Source organism: Niveispirillum fermenti, from assembly GCF_048066175.1.
Lineage (GTDB): Bacteria > Pseudomonadota > Alphaproteobacteria > Azospirillales > Azospirillaceae > Niveispirillum > Niveispirillum fermenti.
On the sequence record NZ_JBLTXA010000026.1, the window covers coordinates 1 to 14,088 of the forward strand.

General features: G+C 67.8%; 13 protein-coding genes. 1 reads left to right on the forward strand and 12 read right to left on the reverse strand.

The genetic code is table 11. From position 1 onward, the window contains the following. Positions 1-40: 40 nt before the first annotated feature. The 3 genes from kynB to kynU are packed head-to-tail and all read right to left on the reverse strand — an operon-like array spanning position 41 to position 2,759. Positions 41-676 (reverse strand): arylformamidase, encoded by a 636-nt coding sequence (kynB, locus tag ACM9LZ_RS19530; RefSeq protein ID WP_416621192.1) that lies wholly within the window; start codon positions 674-676, stop codon positions 41-43. Next, positions 673-1,524 carry a tryptophan 2,3-dioxygenase gene (kynA, locus tag ACM9LZ_RS19535; protein WP_416621193.1) on the reverse strand — a complete coding sequence of 284 codons (852 nt, stop codon included), beginning with the start codon at positions 1,522-1,524 and terminating at the stop codon, positions 673-675. Before kynA ends, kynB begins: the two co-directional genes overlap by 4 nt. Then, positions 1,521-2,759: a kynureninase gene (gene kynU / locus ACM9LZ_RS19540; RefSeq protein WP_416621194.1), complete on the reverse strand. Its 1,239-nt coding sequence runs from the start codon at positions 2,757-2,759 to the stop codon at positions 1,521-1,523. Before kynU ends, kynA begins: the two co-directional genes overlap by 4 nt. A 141-nt stretch (positions 2,760-2,900) precedes the next feature. Here kynU and ACM9LZ_RS19545 point away from each other — a divergent pair, with 141 nt between their 5' ends. After that, entirely contained in the window at positions 2,901-3,365 is a 465-nt protein-coding gene (locus ACM9LZ_RS19545; protein ID WP_416621195.1) for an Lrp/AsnC family transcriptional regulator, read from the forward strand. A 31-nt stretch (positions 3,366-3,396) separates the two neighbouring features. Here the strand turns inward: ACM9LZ_RS19545 and ACM9LZ_RS19550 are convergent, their stop codons facing one another. The 9 genes from ACM9LZ_RS19550 to ACM9LZ_RS19590 form a co-directional block, all read right to left on the reverse strand. Beyond that, positions 3,397-4,389, reverse strand: coding sequence for a dipeptide epimerase (locus tag ACM9LZ_RS19550; protein WP_416621196.1), 993 nt, complete (start codon positions 4,387-4,389; stop codon positions 3,397-3,399). 102 nt (positions 4,390-4,491) lie between these two features. Further along, a complete protein-coding gene (locus tag ACM9LZ_RS19555; protein ID WP_416621197.1) occupies positions 4,492-5,895 on the reverse strand; it encodes a leucyl aminopeptidase family protein in 1,404 nt (467 codons plus the stop codon). Further along, positions 5,892-6,872 (reverse strand): asparaginase, encoded by a 981-nt coding sequence (locus ACM9LZ_RS19560; RefSeq protein WP_416621198.1) that lies wholly within the window; start codon positions 6,870-6,872, stop codon positions 5,892-5,894. Before ACM9LZ_RS19560 ends, ACM9LZ_RS19555 begins: the two co-directional genes overlap by 4 nt. Continuing rightward, the gene (locus tag ACM9LZ_RS19565) at positions 6,869-8,518 is read right to left on the reverse strand and encodes a dipeptide ABC transporter ATP-binding protein (protein WP_416621199.1); all 1,650 of its coding nucleotides are present in this window, start codon (positions 8,516-8,518) and stop codon (positions 6,869-6,871) included. The genes ACM9LZ_RS19560 and ACM9LZ_RS19565 overlap by 4 nt, the downstream gene beginning before the upstream one ends. Before the next feature lie 3 nt (positions 8,519-8,521). Then, positions 8,522-9,349, reverse strand: a complete 828-nt coding sequence (locus ACM9LZ_RS19570) for an ABC transporter permease (RefSeq protein WP_416621200.1) — start codon at positions 9,347-9,349, stop codon at positions 8,522-8,524. Further along, positions 9,349-10,362, reverse strand: coding sequence for an ABC transporter permease (locus ACM9LZ_RS19575; RefSeq protein ID WP_416621201.1), 1,014 nt, complete (start codon positions 10,360-10,362; stop codon positions 9,349-9,351). Before ACM9LZ_RS19575 ends, ACM9LZ_RS19570 begins: the two co-directional genes overlap by 1 nt. Then, complete coding sequence (locus ACM9LZ_RS19580; protein WP_416621202.1) at positions 10,359-11,927, reverse strand: ABC transporter substrate-binding protein; 1,569 nt, start codon at positions 11,925-11,927, stop codon at positions 10,359-10,361. Before ACM9LZ_RS19580 ends, ACM9LZ_RS19575 begins: the two co-directional genes overlap by 4 nt. Beyond that, positions 11,920-13,500: a class I adenylate-forming enzyme family protein gene (locus ACM9LZ_RS19585; protein WP_416621203.1), complete on the reverse strand. Its 1,581-nt coding sequence runs from the start codon at positions 13,498-13,500 to the stop codon at positions 11,920-11,922. The genes ACM9LZ_RS19580 and ACM9LZ_RS19585 overlap by 8 nt, the downstream gene beginning before the upstream one ends. A 121-nt stretch (positions 13,501-13,621) precedes the next feature. Further along, on the reverse strand, positions 13,622-14,080 hold the full coding sequence (locus tag ACM9LZ_RS19590) for a MaoC/PaaZ C-terminal domain-containing protein (protein ID WP_416621204.1): 459 nt from the start codon (positions 14,078-14,080) through the stop codon (positions 13,622-13,624). Between the last annotated feature and the right edge of the window lie 8 nt (positions 14,081-14,088).

Genomic DNA, 14,088 nt, shown 5'->3' on the forward strand with positions numbered 1-14,088 from the left:
CCTGAGGCCGGTGATCGGTTGCGATCACCGGAAGTTGGTATCACGCCTCCCCGATGCTTCTCAGCACCGCGCGCACGGGCGACGCATCGGCCGTGGACAGGCGCAGCGGCAGGGCGATCAGTTCGAACACACCCTCCGGTACCCCGTCCAGCACCAGCCCTTCCAGGATGGCCATGCCATGGCGACGCACAGCCATGTGGGCATCCAGCGTCTTGCTGGTCTCGGGGTCCAGGGAGGGGGCGTCGGTGCCGATCAGACCGATGCCCTGCCCGGCCAGCCAGTCGATCGCGTCCGCTGCCATGGCGGTGAAGCGGCTGTCCCAGGCCTCATGCGGAAACCGGTCATAGGTCCGCAGCAGCACGCGCCGCGTGTCCGCCGGCACCCGGCCCGCCAGATGTTCCACCTCCACCCGTTCCAGGCCGGATGGCAGATGCAGGACCAGCGCCGGCCCCATATAGGTTTCCAGCCCCACGTCACCGATGGGCACGCCCCCCGCATCGTAATGCAGCGGCGCGTCGGCATGTGTGCCCGTATGGGTGGACAGGGTCAGCCGGCTGACATTGACGGGACAGGGCGGATCGATGGTCCAGACCCTTTCCTCCCCATAGGCCGTGTCCCCCGGCCAGACGGGAATACCCGTCCGGACGGGCTGGGTGATGTCATAGATCCGCCTCACAGCGATGTCCTCAGGCTCAACAGCTCGGGGAAGAAGCCGATATCCAGTGCCTTCACCAGATATTTGACACCGCTGGTGCCGCCGGTTCCCGACCGGTAGCCGATGATGCGCTCCACCGTCTTCATATGGCTGAACCGCCATTGCTGGAACCGGGTTTCCAGATCGACCAGCTTTTCGGCCAGTTCGTACAGGTCCCAGTGCCGGCCGGTATCGCGATAGACCGCGCGCCATGCCGCCTCCACCTCCGGGTGCGGCTGATAGGGCCGGCTGAAATCACGTTCCAGGCACTCATCGGGCAGGGAAAAGCCGCGGCGCGCCAGCAGGCGCAGGCTTTCATCGTAAAGCGACGGCTCCGCCAGTGCGGCGGCCAGCGCGGCATAGGCCGGCGGGTCGGCGCGATGCACCTCGATCATGCTGGCATTCTTGTTGCCCAGCATGAATTCCAGCAGGCGGTACTGCCAGGACTGGAAGCCGCTGGACTGGCCCAGATGCGGCCGGATGCGGGCATAGTCGGCCGGCGTCATGGTGGTCAGCACGTCCCAGCTCTGGATCATCTGCCGCTGCACCTGCGCCACGCGGGAGATCATCTTGAAAGCGGGGCCCAGTTCGTCCTTGCGGATCTGCTCGCGCGCCGCCTTCAGTTCATGCACGCACAGCATCATCCACAATTCGCTGGCCTGGTGGATGATGATGAACAACAGTTCGTCATGTTCGGGCGACAGCGGATGCTGTGCCGACAGCAAACGGTCCAGGCCCAGATATTGGCCATAGGATATGTCCGGGCGGGCATGGAATCTGTCGCCACCGGCCGTCACGCCATCGGGATTGCCTTTTTCCTGTTCGCTCATGTCACGGCCGTCTTGGTCTGGAAACGTTCCTGCCGGTATTCACCGGTCCGCATGATATCCGCCAGATGCGCCACCGCGTCCCACAGGTCGGCATGGCGCAGGTAAAGCGGGGTGAAGCCGAAGCGCAGCGCGTCGGGCGCGCGGAAATCACCGATGACGCCGCGCGCGATCAGCGCCTGCATGATGGCATAGCCGTCGGGATGGGACAGGCTGACATGGCTGCCACGGATGCGGGCATCCCGCGGGCTGATCACCCCGAAACAATCGGGTCCGCACATCTGCTCCACCAGAGCCAGGAACAGGTCGCCCATCCGGGATGATTTCTCCCGGATACGGCCCATGTCGGCCCTGGCCATCACGGCCACGCCTTCTTCCAGCGCGGATAGGCCCAGGATGGGCGGCGTGCCGCACAGGTGGCGGCGGATGCCGGGGGCGGGCCTGTAATCATCGCCGAAGGCGAAGGGTGCGGCATGCCCCATCCAGCCCGACAGGGGCTGCACCGCCTGATCCTGATGCCGGCGGGCCACGAACAGGAAGGCCGGCGCCCCCGGGCCGCCATTCAGGTACTTGTAACCGCAGCCGACGGCGAAATCGACCCCGGCACCATTCAGGTCGACCGCCAGGGCGCCAGCACTGTGCGACAGGTCCCACAGGGTCAATGCCCCCACGGCATGGGCCCGTGCCGTCAATGCCGCCATGTCATGCACATGACCCGTCTTGTAATGGACCTGGGTCAGCAGCAGCAGCGCCACCTCGTCCGTCAGCGCGTCCGCCATGGCATCGGCCGGAACGGTGCGCAGTTCAATTGCGCCGCCAAGCAGGCCGGACAGGCCCTGCAGCATGTAAAGGTCGGTCGGGAAATTGCCGGGTTCCGACAGGATCACCCGGCGGCCGGGGCGCATGCGCACGGCGGCGGCGGCCAGCTTGAAGAGGTTGACCGATGTGCTGTCGGCAACGGTCACCTCATCTGCCGCGGCCCCGACCAGGCCGGCGATCATGCCGCCCACACGCGACGGCAGATCGATCCAGCCGGCATCGTTCCAAGACCGGATCAGGCCCCTGCCCCATTCATCCTCCACCACCCGGCGCAGGCGCGCCTTGGCGGCAACGGGCAGCACACCCAGCGAGTTGCCATCCAGATAGATCGTGTCCGGCGGCAGGTCGAATTCCGCCCGGAACGGAGCCAGCATATCGTCCCTGTCCAGGGTTTCCAGCATGGCACGGGTAATGGTCATGGTCCCTCCCTTCAGACCCCTCCCTTCAGACATTGTGCATGATATCAGGGATCGGCCCGAACATTGTCGGATTTTGGCTTGCCATTGGCCGGATTTTTGGAACAATGTTCCTCTAAATCGTAATATATAGGAACGTCTTCGATGGATCAGACCGACCGGCGCCTGTTGTCCCTGGTGGAACGGGACGGGCGCGCCTCCTTCGCCGATATCGCCGGAGCTGCTGCGATGTCCAAGACCGCCTGCTGGAACCGTCTGCAGGGGCTGGAAAAGGCGGGGCTGATCCAAGGCTATGGCGCGCGGCTGGACCGGGAACGGCTTGGATTGTCCATTCTGGCCTTCGTCAGCGTCACCATCGACCTTGGGCGGCATGATGAATTCGAACAGGCCGTGGCCACTGTCCCGGCCGTGCTGGACTGCTACACCACAGCCGGGGAGTTCGATTACATGCTGCGCGTGGTCGCGGCCGACGTGGCGGCGCTGGACAGGCTCTTGCGGTCGGAGATGGGGCGGCTGCCGGGGGTCCGCTCCTTCTCCACGCGCATCTGCCTGAAGAAGGTCCTGGAACAACGTCCCCTTATGGGGGCTTTGACAGGAACGGCACCATGATGACCGCACCGCAAGGCCGCCACGCATCCGGTCAGTTGCGCGACGCCCCCCAGGAGGCTTCAGGCACAAATATGTGTCCGTCCTCATAGATTGCGGCGGGATCGCGATCCCCGGCCAGGGCCAGCGGCCCGTCCAGGTCGCAGAAGTCGCAAAGCTGGCCCAGCAGGAAGGCCGGCGCCATGGCCAGCGTCGTCCCGACCATGTTGCCGACCATGACGCCCAGCCCCAGCCGCCGCGCCTCGGCCGCCATCAGCAGCCCTTCGGTCATGCCGCCGCACTTGTCCAGCTTGATGTTGATGATGTCGAAGCGGCCGGGCATGGAAGGCAGGTCGGCCAGCGACTGAACGCTTTCATCGGCGGCCACCGGGATGGGCAGGTCCAGTCCCTCCAGGTCGGCCTCCCGCCCGATGGGAAACGGCTGTTCGATCAGCCCGACCCCGCATTCCAGCAGCGTGGGCAGCAGGGCGCCCAGGCTGGCCGGTGTGAACCCCTGGTTGGCATCCACGCCGATCCAGGCATCGGGCCGCACATGGCGGATGGCCCGCACCCGATCCGCGTCGATCGGCTCCCCCGTCAGTTTCAGCTTCAAGGCCCTGGCGTGGGGATAATCCCGCAGCGTGGTGGCGACGATCACCTCCGGCCGCTCCGCCCCCAGCGTGTGGGTGGTGACAAGGGGCCGTGGTGCCGCCAGCCCCGCCAGTTCCCAGACCGGGCGCCCGCTTTCCAGCGACAGCAATTCCCACAGGGCGGCGTCCAGCGCATTGCGTGCGCAGCCGGGTGGCAACAATTCCCGCAGCCGCTGCCGTGTCAGCCCGTCGCCCAGGGCCTGCGTCAATGCCGACAGTTGGGCGGCAGCCTTGGGGGGGGTGTCCTGACGGTAATAGACGCCCGTCGCCTCCCCCCGGCCCGTGCGGCCATGGCGAGACAGGCGGGCGACCAGGAAGTCGAAGCCCGTAAAGGTATAGCCCGTGATGCGGATCGGTTCCTTGAAGGGCCAGTTCTCGATCGCTGTTGCCAGATGCATGATGGCTTTCTCCCCGCGTCCTGGACGTGGAAGGGATGGAAGGTCGAAGCTGGACCGATGCCAGCCCGCCGGAAGGCGGTGCCCGGCGTGTGTGGGAGGGCGTCAGCCCGCCTCCGCCAGCGCCGTCAGCAGGCGCACGCCATAGCCGGTAGCGCCTGGAACACCAGCAGAGCCCCGGTTCCACGCCGGCCCGAAAATATCCAGGTGTGCCCAGGGCACGCCCCCCACGAACCGGTGCAGGAAGGCGGCGGCCGTGGCCGTGCCGCCCCAGCGCGTCTTGCAGATATTGCCCAGGTCGGCGACGGGACTGTCCAGCATGCGGGTGAACGCCGGGTCCAGCGGCAGGCGCCACAGTCGTTCCCCCACTCCGTCACCCAGCCGTGTCAGGCGCGCGGCCAGTTCATCGTCATTGGCATAAAGCCCGCCGAACCGGTCGGTCAGCACCGATGTCAGTCCGCCCGTCAGCGTGGCGATATCGATGATCGCGCGCGGATTGAACCGGTCGATGGCATAGCTCAGCACATCGGCCAGCAGAAGCCGCCCCTCCGCGTCGGTATGCAGCACCTCCACCGTCAGCCCGGCATGGCTGGTGACGATGTCGCCCGGCCGTTGCGCGCCGCCGGACGGCATATTCTCCGCCAGGCCCACGATGCCGACCACGTCCACGGGCGACCGGCGCAGCGCCAGCGCACGGATCGCGCCGGCCACGGCGGCGGCACCGGCGCGGTCATACTTCATGTCCCACATTTCCTCCGCCTGCTTGGGCAGCAGGCCGCCGCTGTCGAACGTCACTCCCTTTCCGGCCAGGACCAGCGGGGCACCTCCATCCGCCACACCCTGCCAGCGCAGGATGGCGATGGCGGGCGGGGCCGCACTGCCCTGCCCCACCCCCAACAGCGCCCCCATGCCAAGACGGCGCAGTTCCGCCTCCTCCAGCACTTCCACCGTCACCCCCAGATCGGCCAGGGCGCGGCATTCCTGGACGAACAGGGCCGGCACCATGGCATTGGGCGGGGCATTGGACAGGTCGCGTGCCCATTCCACGCCCTCGGCAAGGGCCGCCAGCCCCTCGAACGCGGCGGCATCGCCATGCGGCAGGTTCAATCCGGCCGGCCGGGCGGGACCCTTGGGCGGGCTGGTCCGGAACCGGGTATAGCGGTAGGCGGACAGCCGCGCCCCCAGTGCCACATGACCGGCCAACACAGGGCAAGCCGGAACCAGCAGGTCGAGGACATCCGCCCCCGCGGCGACCGGCAGCCCCGCGATGCGCGCACCCAGCGCCTCTGCCGCCAGGGGCGTCGCGCTGTCCGCCCTCAGGACGATGATACGGCGCATTCCGCCCTCGGTCGGCAGCAGCAGATCGACCGGCTGGTCCTTGTCCCGGCTTGCCAGTAGCGGGGCCAGCGGTTCGGCAATGTCGGGGGTCACGCCCTGGACATCCTTGTCCGCGAACAGGGCCAGGACCAGGGTACGGCGTGCGTCCCCTGCCTCGAAACTGATCTTCATGGTGTCTCCTCCCACAGCAGGCGGATATCGCCGACCTGCCGCCCTTCGGCATTCTTCACGGATGGGTGCGACCAGTCGTGCAGCGCGTCCAGATCAGCCATCAACCGGGACAGAAGCCCCGCGATAGCCACCTCGGCGGCACGCTTGGCGCCATCCTCCACTTTCAGGGCAAGGCCCAGGCCCGTGCCGGCGATGCCGGCGACCCAGACACCTTCGGCCCCGCCCTTGACGATCACCCGGCCCGGCCATGCCTGCATGGCGGCGGTATCGAACCGGTCGCGCCCGGCCACCAGATAGGGTTCTCCGGCCATGGCGTCGAAGATGCGGCGGGATGGCCCGTTTCCCTGCGACGCCAGCCGGGCGAAGGCGCCGGCCAGGGTCCGCAGCGGCACGGCCGGGTTCGGCGCCCCGCAGCCGTCGATGCCCCAGGGAACCGCTTCCAGGTCCAGGCCCAGGAACGGTTCCGCCGCCCGCCGCATGGCCACCTGCACCGGATGGTCCTGGTGCGTATATCCGGCAGGATCCACGCCCAGATGCCGGGCCAGGGCCAGGAAGCCGCAATGCTTGCCCGAGCAATTATTGTGCTGGCGCCCGCATGCACAGCCCGCCGCGTCCAGCGCGCGGGCGGTCGGGGTGTCGATCGGGTCGTGCGCGCCGCATTCCAGGGCCCCGGCACCCAGCCCGAGATCGGCCAGCCAGGCCAGCGCCAGTTCGGTATGCACCGCTTCGCCATTGTGCGAGGCGCAGGCCAGCGCCAGCCGCCGCCGGTCCAGGTCGGGCTGGTGGTCCAGCAGGGCCAGCGCCTGCAGCGGCTTCAGCGCGGACCGGCTGTAGACGGGGGCATCGACATCACCCCAGGCGGCGACCGGCCCGGACGGGCCGACAAGCGACACGGCGACGCGGTGCCTGCTTTCGATGCAGCCGCCGCGGGTCACGGCCACGCTCAGCAGCGGGTGGTTTCCGGTCAGGAACGTCATGCAGCACCTTCCAGGGGCAGCACCGGCGCCGCCGCAAGCAGGGATCGGGTATAGGGATGGGTGGGGGCGGACAGCACTTTGTCCGCCGCCCCCTGTTCCACCAGCCGGCCGCCGCGCATCACCGCCACATGGTCGCACATGTGCCGGACAACGCTGATATTGTGGCTGATGAAGACATAGGTCAGGCCATGGCGGCGCTGCAGGTCGAGCAGCAGGTTCAACACCTGCGCCTGCACCGACACATCCAGCGCCGATGTCGGTTCGTCCAGGATCAGGATGGACGGATCGGCGGCCAGCGCGCGGGCAATGGCCAGGCGTTGCCGCTGCCCACCGGAGAATTCGTGCGGGAAACGGTCCAGATGTTCCGCCGCCAGACCCACCTGCCGCAGCAGCCCGACCGCCCCGGCCCGGCGACCGGCCCGGTCCACCCCGCGGATGGCCAGCGGTTCGGTGACAAGATCCCAGGTCCGCAGACGCGGGTTCAAGGCGCTCTGCGGGTCCTGGAAGACGATCTGGGCCGGTGGTACCGGCGGCTGGCCCCATGACCAGCGTCGGGGCGGCACCAGCGGGCTTCCATAAAAGACGATCCGTCCGGCACTGGGGGGCAACAGCCCCACCAGCGCCTGGGCCAGCGTACTCTTGCCCGATCCGGACTCCCCCACGATGCCCAGCGTGCTGCCGGCCGCAACCGACAGGTCGACCCCATCCACGACGGGGGTTGCCCGGCCGGGATAGTGCAGCGTCAGCCCGGCGACACGGATCGCTTCCCCGGCAGCCCGCGCGGGTGCCGGGAGGGCTTCGCCATCGCAGACCGGCTCCGCCCCGATGACGGGCAAGGGGCTGCGCGGCGGCTTGCCGTCCGGCAGGGCCGCCAGCAGCGCCGCCGTATAGGGGGCGGCCGGCCGGGACAATATCTGCCGGGCCGGGCCGTTTTCCTTTATCACGCCCCGGTGCAGCACATAAAGCCGGTCGCACAATTGCCCGACCACGGCCAGGTCGTGGCTGATGAACAGCACGGCGGTGCCCGTCGCCCTGGCATGGTCGCGGATCAGGTCCAGCACCTGGGCCTGCACCGTCACGTCCAGCGCGGTGGTGGGCTCGTCGGCGATCAGGATGCGCGGACGGCAGGCGAATGCCATGGCCAGCAGGACCCGCTGGCGCATGCCCCCGGACAGGGCGGAAGGATAAAGCCCGGCCACGCGGGCTGGATCATCGATGCGCATGTCCGACAGAAGCCGCAGCACATCGGCCGTCACCGCCGCCTTGTCCATGCCGGGCCGATGGCGGCGGATGATGCCGGCCACCTGCCGCCCGACGCGGATCGACGGGTTCAGCGCGTTCATGGGCTCCTGGAACACCATGGCCACCTGCCCGCCGCGCAGGGTCGCCAGTTCGGCCTGCTTCAGGCTCATCACGTCGCGACCCAGTACCTCCAGCGAGCCGCCGGCCACATGGAAGGAGCCGCGCGGCAGCAGGCGCAGAGCCGACATGGCGGCCACCGACTTGCCGGAACCGGACTCCCCGACCAGCCCGACGATCTCGTTGGGGCGGAGTTCCAGGTCGATGCCGTCCAGCACGCGGCGCGGGCCGTCCGGCGAGGGGAATTCCAGGCTGAAATTCCGATAGCGCAACAGGGCGTCTGTCATGGGTCAGCTCACCAGCGAACGGTTGCGGGCCTTGGGGTCCAGCAGGTCGCGCAGCCCGTCCCCCAGCAGGTTGAAGCCCAGGACGGCCACCATGATCAGCAGTCCCGGCAGGACCGAGTACCACCATTGTTCCAGGATGAAGCGCCGCCCCGCATTGACCAGCATGCCCAGTTCCGCCATCGGCGGCTGGGCGCCCAGCCCGATGAAGCCCAGCGCCGCCACGGCCAGGATGGACGACCCGATATGCAGGGTCATGACCACCAGCACCTGCGCCGCGATATTGGGCAGGATGTTGATGCGCAACTGACGGCCCAGGCCTGCGCCCATGGTGGCCGACGCCCTGACATAGTTCATGGATGCCACCTCCATGGCCTGGGCACGGGCCACACGGGCATAATAGGGCACCGAGAGGACCGCCAGGGCCAGCACGGCATTGCCCAGGCTGGCGCCCAGCGCCGCCGTCAGGGCCATGGCCACGACCAGGCCTGGCAGCGACATCACCATATCCATGGCCCGCATCAGGACCATGTCGACGTTCCTGCCCAGCGTGCCGGAAACGGCGCCGATCAGCGTTCCCGTCAGGCTGGCCGCCAGCACGATGGAAAGCCCGGCCAGCAGCGAGGCGCGCAGGCCCCACAGCATGCGGGACAGGATGTCCCGCCCCACCTCGTCGGTCCCCGCCCAATGGCCGGGACCGGGCGGCAGCAGACGCATGTCCAGCGCGATGACATCGGGGGGATGCGGGGCCAGCCACGGCCCGGCCAGGGCCGCCAGCAGCACCAGCGCCACGATGGCGCCACCCAGATGCAGGGAAAGCGGAAACCTGTTCATCACCCCACCTCCGCCATCCGGGGGTTCAACCAGCGGTAGGCCAGGTCGGTCAGGGCGTTGATCATCACATAGGCAACCGAGACGATGACCGTGAAACCCATGATCACGGGAAAATCCAGGGTGAAGATGGCGTTCAGCACGTAGGAGCCGGCACCCGGCCAGACGAAGACGCTTTCCACGATGACGGCACCGAACAGCAGGCCCGCCGCCTCCATCCCCAGCAGGGTGACGACGGGGACGAGCGCGTTGCGCAGGGCGTGGTTGAACACCACCTGCCCCCAGGACAGGCCGCCGGCCACGGCGGTGCGGATGTAATCCTGATGCAGCACTTCGATCATCGCAGTGCGGGAAACCCGGATCATGCTTCCCACCGACACCAGGGCCAGCGTCGCCGCCGGCAGCGCCAGATGCCGCAGCACGTCGCAGAACAGGCGGAAATCCCCCGTGGTCAGCGCATCGACCAGGAAGAAGCCCGTGACGGTCGGCGGCGGATCGAAATCCACCCCGATCCGCTCGTCACCGGGCAGCAGATCGAATTGCCCGTAGAACAGCAACAGCATGACCAGGGCCAGCCAGAAGGACGGCATGGAGATCGAAGCCGATGCGACCAGCCGCACGGCATAATCGAAAGGACCCTCGCGGAACACGGCCGCCAGCGTACCCAGCATGATGCCCGCCGTCGTCGACAGGGCCAGGGCCACCAGCACCAGTTCGATGGTGGCCGGGAAGACGGCGGCCAGATCGGCGCCCACGGACCTTCCCGTCACGATCGACGTCCCGAAATCGCCGCGCAGCAGATCGGCCAGGTAGCGTCCATATTGGATAAGCATCGGCTGATCCAGGCCCAGCGTATCGCGGATGCGGGCGATGGCCTCGGCACTGGCGCGCGGACCGGCCAGCATCTGTGCCGGGTCGCCGGGGATCAGGCGGGAGATGATGAAGGTCACCATGGTGACGCCCAGCACCACCGCGACCAGCCCGATCAGGCGTTTGATAACGGGATGAACCCTCATGCCGCACCTCCCCGCAGCCGGCCCATGCGGGCGGCATTATAAAGACCGGGCTGCCAGAAACTGTATTCCAGCCCGGACAGGTCGCGGCGATGGGCCATCAGCCCATGCGGCGCGAACAGCGGCACGAACGGCTGGTCCATGATGGCCAGGCGCTGGGCCTGGCCGTAAAGCGCCACGCGCGGGGCCTGTTCCATCGTGGCTTCCGCCTGTTCCAGCAGCGCGTCCACGGCCGGGTTGGCATAGCGCGCGAGGTTCAGCCCCTCCCCCTTGTTGGCGGAATGCAGCGCGAACTTCAGGATGGGCCAGGGATCGGGAAAATCGGCGTACCAGCTGAAGATGGTCAGGTCGAAATCCCCCTTCACCACCTTGGCCATGGCGCTGGGGGCCAGCACTTCCAGCCGCAGGTCGATACCCGCTTCCGCCAGTTGGCTTTGCAGGGCCAGCGCCACGGCGTCGCTGGCCGCCGAAGCCTGCACATACGACAGGGTCAGGCGCAGTCCTGGCCCGACCCCCTCGGCGTCCAGCAGGGCGCGGGCCGCCGCCACGTCGCGCATGATGACAGGAATGCTGCTGTCCTGGCCCGGCACGCCATCGGGAAGCAGCCCGTGGATGGGCGAGGCGCGACCCGCCATGATGGTATCGGCGATGCGCGGCGCATCGACCGCAAGCGCCAGCGCGCGGCGCACGGCCGGCCTGTCCAGCGGCGCGCGTTCATTGTTGGGGATCAGGGCGATGACGGCCGGCGTCGGCCGTGACAGCAGCGTCACACCGTCCAGGCGGGACACGGGCGCCGCGGCATCGGGGGCCACATTGTCGAAAATGTCCAGGTCGCCCTTGCGCAACTGCGTGCGCCAGGCCGCCTCGTCCTTCACCACCTTGATGACCACGCGATCGAAATGACGCGGGGGGCGGAGGCTGTAAGGGTTGGCGGTCAGGACCACGCGCTGTCCGCGCGTCCAGCTTTTCACGCGATAGGGGCCGCTGCCGGCGGTCCGTTCGGACAGATAGCCGCGCGCCAGATCGCCACCGCGTTCATGCGCCATCACCGCCGGGTTGATGACGGCCATGGGCAGCAGGGCTAGGATATAGGGGAATACCGGGTTGGGGCCCCGCAGGGTGAAACGCACCCGCATGTCGTTCAGGGCCTCCACCCTGTCCAGCCCGTCCAGCGCCTGGGCCACGCCGCGCCCGATGCGCAGCGCGCGGTCGAATGAAAACCGCACGGCCTCGGCCGTCACCTGTGTACCATCATCGAAGGCATGGCCGGGCGAAAGGGCGAACAGCCAGGACCGGCCCCCATCCTCCCCCTGCCAGTCGGCCGCCAGTTCGCCGTCCAGCCCGCCCGTAGGCTGTCCGTCCTGCATCCGGAACCGCAGCAGCCGTTCATAGGCCAGGCCGATGGGCGCGAAATCGTTGGCCTGCACCGTCACGGCCGGGTCCATGCCGGAGAGATCGCCGGCCTTGCCGATGACCAGCGTGCGCCTGGCAACCGCTGCCCGGTCGCCGCCACAGCCCGCCAGCAGCAGCAACCCGCCCGTGCCGGTGATGAAGCCACGCCTATCCATTGGCGGCTTCCCGCTTCAGGGCCGGCTTGTCGATCTTGCCCACGGGCAGCATCGGCAGGCTGTCCCGGACATGGAACCGCTTGGGCACCTTGTAGTTGGCCAGGCGCTCCCGGCACCAGGCGGCGATCTCGTCCGCCGTCAGGGCACTGCCGGGCCGGCGCAGGACATGGGCTTCGCCGACCTCGCGGAAAAGCGGGTCGGGCACGCCGATCACCCCGGCGAGCGCTACGTCGGGATGGGCCTCGATCACGTCCTCGATCTCGCGCGGGTAGACGTTGAAGCCGCCGGACTTGAACATCTCCGACTTGCGGGACACGAAGACCAGGTTGCCATCGGGCCGGAACCAGCCGATATCGCCCGATCTCAGCCAGCCATCGGGCGTGAACGCATCCCGCGTGGCCTCGGGGCGGTTGAAATAGCCCAGCATGACGTAGTCGCCCTTGAACTGGATTTCCCCCTGTTCACCCGGCGGCACGGTGTTTCCGTCCTCGTCGACGATGCGGCACGGATATTCCGGGCAGGGCCTGCCCACGGTTTCCGCCAGTTCATCGTTGCTGGCGTCCGGGCCGGTGAAGGTGGTGTCCGTCGTGGTTTCCGTCAGGCCATAGAGCGTGACCAGCCGCACCCCCAGCCGCCGGTAACGCGCGATGTAGTCACGCGGCATGGCCGCCCCGCCCCAGACCACGGACCGCAGGCTGGACAGGTCGCGTGCGTCGAAATCCGGCCGGTCGGCGGCGAGGATGAACATGGTCGGCACCCCGATCCACAGATTGATGCGTTCCGCCTCGATCGTGTCCAGGACCGTGCCCGCGTCGAAACGCGGCAGCAGCACCAGCGTACCACCCCGGATCAGGGTGGTGCAGCAGGTATCGCCCACGCAGGCCACATGGTTGATGGGAAACGGACAGACGGCGCGCGGCACGTCCACGCCGAAGGCCCGCCCCTGGATGGCATTGCCGAAGCAAAGCCCGTGATGGGACAGAAGCGCCCCCTTGGGCTTGCCGGAGGAACCGGAAGTATAGACGACCAGCGCCGGATCGAACCGGCCCACCGCGTCCCGCCGTGCCGTCAGCGCCGCGTCGGGAACCCCGTCCCCCGATGCCAGGAAATCGTCGAAGCCGCCATCGGCGTCCAGGTCGACCCAGGTCCGCACGCAGCCAAATTCCCCGGCCAGCCGGTCCAGGTCGGCACGATAGTCCCGCCCCTCGAACTCGCGGATGGAAAAGACGACTGACGGGCGCGCATCACCCAGCAGATAGCGGTATTCATCGATCTTGTAGCGGGGCGACAGGCCCATCCAGATGCCGCCGATGCTGGCCGTGGCCAGGAATACCACCAGATATTCGGGCGTGGCGTTGCCCAGCAGCGCCACACGGTCCCCCTTCTCCACCCCCGCCGCAACCAGGGCGCGGGCACAGCGCGTCACCAGCGCCTCCAGATCGGCATAGGTCAGCCGCCTGGCACCCGCGACCACAGCCTCACGGTCGGGAAAGCGGGTGGCGTGTGCGCCGACATAGTCACTGATGCGGGACAGCACGGGGGCCGCCTCGATCGGTTCTCCTGACGCCGTCATGGCTGTCCTTTCACTGACGGCCCTGACGGCCGTGGCTTCATTGACCTGTGCTGTTTTAATACGTATCGGCATCGATCAGGACCGTAGGTCCTGATCGATGCCGTCCTCATGCGCCGGGCTGTCACTCCTGCACCACCACCATGGCCAGCCATTCGGCAATCAGGGCCGGCTTGTCCTCCCCTTCGATCTCCACCTCCACATCGATGGTCAGCAGGTACTTGCCGGCCCCCTTGTCGGCGAAATCCCTCAAACTCATGTGCGAACGGATGCGCTTGCCCACGGGCACGGGGGTTATCAGCCGGTGGCGGTTGAAACCATAATTCAGGGCATAGAAATGCCGGCCGGTCTGCTCGCCGAACGCCTCGATGAAGCCGATATCGTGCGACATCGTGATCAGCATGGAAGTGGTCCAGAAACCGGCGGCGATGGACCCGTCGAACGGCGTGTTGGCGCGTGTCCAGTCGGGGTCCAGGTGCATCGGATCCTCGTCCAGCGTCGAGGCGGAGAACTGGTTGATCAGGCCCTGCGTCACGTCGAACCAGCGGGAGGTGCCAAGCTTCTGGCCAATCTTGTCTTGCATTGTCTTTT